General features: G+C 73.1%; 2 protein-coding genes. Both read right to left on the minus strand.

Features of this window, described 5'->3' with window-relative positions:
* Positions 1 to 97: 97 nt before the first annotated feature.
* Positions 98 to 862 carry a C40 family peptidase gene (locus tag BN12_RS19800; protein WP_048555196.1) on the minus strand — a complete coding sequence of 255 codons (765 nt, stop codon included), beginning with the start codon at positions 860 to 862 and terminating at the stop codon, positions 98 to 100.
* Positions 863 to 948: 86 nt separating this feature from the next.
* Positions 949 to 3492, minus strand: a complete 2544-nt coding sequence (locus tag BN12_RS19805; protein WP_053080125.1) for a DEAD/DEAH box helicase — start codon at positions 3490 to 3492, stop codon at positions 949 to 951.
* Positions 3493 to 3586: the final 94 nt, after the last annotated feature.

The raw sequence follows: 3586 nt of genomic DNA on the forward strand, positions 1-3586 counted from the left end.
CCGAGCGGCGGTGCGGCAGGTGTGAGGTTGTCGTGGTCCGACTCCGGATCCGACCACGGAAAGCCCACACCTGCCGAGAGGGGGCGTGAAGAAGACGTCAGGAGAAGACGCGTCCCGCGCCGACGAGGGTTGCGCTCCGCTCCTGCGACAGGGGCTCCTCGACGACGACCCCGTCCTCGGGGGCGTGGAGCATGGCGCGCTTCTGCGTGACGATGCCGACGTGGTGGATCGGCTCCCCGGGGCGGCCGAAGAAGTACAGATCCCCTGGGCGGACGTACTTCAGGGCGACCGCCGGCACCGCCTCGCGCTGGTCCGCCGCGTCGCGGGGGACGCGGACCCCCAGTGCGCGCAGCGCCATGTGGACCAGGCCCGAGCAGTCGATCCCCTCCCGCGTCAGCCCACCCCAGAGATACGGGGTGCCGGTGAATCCCCGCGCGGCGTCGAGCAGTCCGTCCGGAGTCGCCTCCGGCGGGTCCTCGAGGGCATCGTCGTATGCGATGCCCTCCTCGTCGTCCGCCGCGAGATGAGCGGTGCGGACGAAGCCGGGGTAGCCGTGCGGGTCCTTGCCGCTCGGCTGCTCCGGGCAGAAGACGTGCGACCACCCGGGATGCTTGTGGCCACCACGGCCGAGGAAGGAGCCCCCCGGCTTGACGACGAGCACCTCCTCGCCGTGGAGGACCTCGCTCTCGAGGCGGTCGTGGAGCCCGTGCCGCCCATCCGGGCCGGAGGCGTCGAGAGCGGCGAGCCACTCCGGCAGCGAGGGCTCGTCGCCGACGATCGCGTCGTCGACGGCGCGGGGCGCCGAGGGGCTCGCCCACAGGCCTGTCACCGGAACGGCGACGCGCATCCGCCTCAGCTCCATGGTCCGGACTCCATGGCGCCAGCCTGTCATGCCGAGCCGAGCCGGATGGCGCGATGCTCATTCCTCGTCGACCCGGACGACGATCCTCAGTCCTCGTCGCCGGCGAGCAGCGCCCGGATGTCCTCCGGCGTGATCGCGCCGCCGAGCGCCTCACCGCCGTCGACGACCCGGGTGAACAGCTCCCTCTTGCGCTCCTGGAGGGCGACGACCTTGTCCTCGATCGTCCCCGAGCTGACCATCCGGTAGACCATGACGGGCCGGGTCTGGCCGATCCGGTGCGCCCGGTCGATGGCCTGGGCCTCCGTCGCGGGGTTCCACCACGGGTCGAGGACGAAGACGTAGTCGGCCTCGGTGAGGGTGAGCCCGACCCCGCCCGCCTTGAGGCTGATGAGGAAGGCGGTCTGACTCCCCGTCCGGAAACCCTCGATGACATCGCCCCGCTTGCGGGTGCTCCCGTCGAGGTAGGACGTCTCGATGCCCGCGTCGCGAAGCTGCCGCTCGACGAGACGGAGGTACCCGGTGAACTGGCTGAAGACGAGCGCGCGATGACCCTCCTGGCGCAGCTCCTGCAGGTGGTCGACGAGCTCGGTGACCTTCGCGGACACCGCCCGGCCGGCATACGAGTCGTCGACGAGGCTCGGGTCGAGCGACAGCTGGCGCAGCCGGGTGAGGGACGCGAGGATCGCGACCCGATTGGCTCCCGGGTCGTCGAGCAGCCCGAGCAGCCGCTGCCGCTCGCGCTGCAGGTGCTGGTCGTAGATGCGCTGATGGACGGGATGGAGCGCGACAGGGAGGATCTGCACCTGCTTGGGCGGCAGCTCCGCGGCCACCTCTTCCTTGGTCCGCCGGAGCAGGAGGGGCCGGATGCGGCGGCGCAGCCGGTCGAGCCGCTCCGGACCGATCTCCGCGCCCGTCTCGACGGGCTTGCGATAGTTCTCGGAGAACCGGTCGCGGCGCGGATACAGCCCGGGCGCCGCGATGGACAGCAGTGACCAGAGGTCCATGAGGGAGTTCTCCAGCGGCGTGCCCGTCACGACGAGGCGGAACGGCGCCGGCAGCCGGCGCGCCGCGTGGTAGGTCTGCGACGCGGAGTTCTTCACGGCCTGGGCCTCGTCGAGGACCAGCGCCCGCCAGGGCAGCGCCCGGAAGGCCTCCGCGTCGATGCGGAACACGGCGTAGGAGGTGACGACCAGCTGGGCCGTGCCGACGACCTCGGCGAGCGACTGCTTGCGCCGCCGTGAGGTCTCGCCGACGACGACGGCGTGCAGCCCCGGGGTGAACCGCTCGGCCTCGTCGCGCCACGTCGTGAGGACCGAGGTCGGGGCGACGACGAGGACGGGCCGGTCGAGGTCGCCCCGGTCGGCGGCGCGCTGGACGACCGCGAGGGTCTGCAGGGTCTTGCCGAGCCCCATGTCGTCGGCGAGCACCGCCCCGAGACCGGCGTCCCACAGGGTCGCGAGCCATTGGTACCCCTCGCGTTGGTAGGGCCGCAGCTCCGCCTTGACGCCGCCCGGGACCTCGGCATCGGCGACCGTGACCCCGTCGCGGATCGCGACGAGCCGGTCGGCCCACTCGCGGCTCTCCCGGTCGACGACACCGAGCTCGACGAGGTCGGCGAACAGGTCGACCTGGAACCGGCTGACCCGGACGCCGTCGCGGACCGGGTCGCCGAGCTCGCGGGCCTCCTCGATGAGCCGGCGCAGCCGGTCGAGGGCGGGGTCGTCGAGCGAGAACCACGTGCCCGACGCGAGGAGCATGACCCGGTCGCCGGCGACGAGGGCACGCAGGAGCGGCTCGAACGGCACCGCCTCGCCGCCGACGGTCACCGTGACATGGAGGTCGAGCCAGTCGTTGTCGGTGTAGCCCGGGACCTGCGGCCCCGCCCGCCACTCGATGAGCGGCGCCTCCGTCGCCTCCTCGTATGCGGGGAGCTCGCCGTCGACCGCGACGACGAGGTCGTCGTCGGCCTCCCAGGCGGGCACGACGTCGCGGACGAAGTCCGCCGCGTCGAGCCCGCGGACGTGGGTGCTGCGTTGGAGGCGGAAGCCTCCGGAGCGCTCGGCCCACCGCAGCCCGGGGAGCAGGGACAGCGAGTCGGCGCGGGCGAGGACCTCGCGCTCGGCACCGACGTCACGGTCCTGCCAGCGGTCGAGGGCGTCGACGGGGACGAGGGTCGGAGAGTCGGCGCCGGGGTAGGCGTAGGACGCGACGACCTCGATGTCCGCGACGGTATGCGGCACGACCCGCAGATGGACGCGCACCGGCTCGGGCTCGGGCAGGTCGACGCTCCCGTCGGGCGACACGACGCGCATCCGGCGGCGCAGGCGGGGGTAGTAGAAGGCGAGGAACCGCTCGACGTCGGTCGGCGGGACGACGACCGAGGCGCCCTCGAAGATGACGTCGAAGCCGGTGGGGAGCACCGGCTGCACGCCGGTGAGGGTCACCGCTTCGCCCTCGACGACGGCGAGGCCGTGGACCGGGGACCCGAGCGGGTGGACGGTCACCCCGGCCGAGATCCCGCTGAGCGTCGCCCCGAGGGACAGCCCGCCGTCGGGCCGGCGAATCACGTCGAGCTCGGGTGTCACGGGGTCCGGGGCGATCACGATGCGGCGTGGCTCGGGCAGCTCCACGGCGGGTCCACCAGCGGAGCCCGAGGCCCGTGGACGCCCCGTCCCCGACGGACCGGAACCACCGCGTCCGGCGACCGCCGATCCGAGCCGATGG

This window comes from Nostocoides japonicum T1-X7 (assembly GCF_001046855.1).
Classification (GTDB): Bacteria; Actinomycetota; Actinomycetes; order Actinomycetales; family Dermatophilaceae; genus Nostocoides; species Nostocoides japonicum.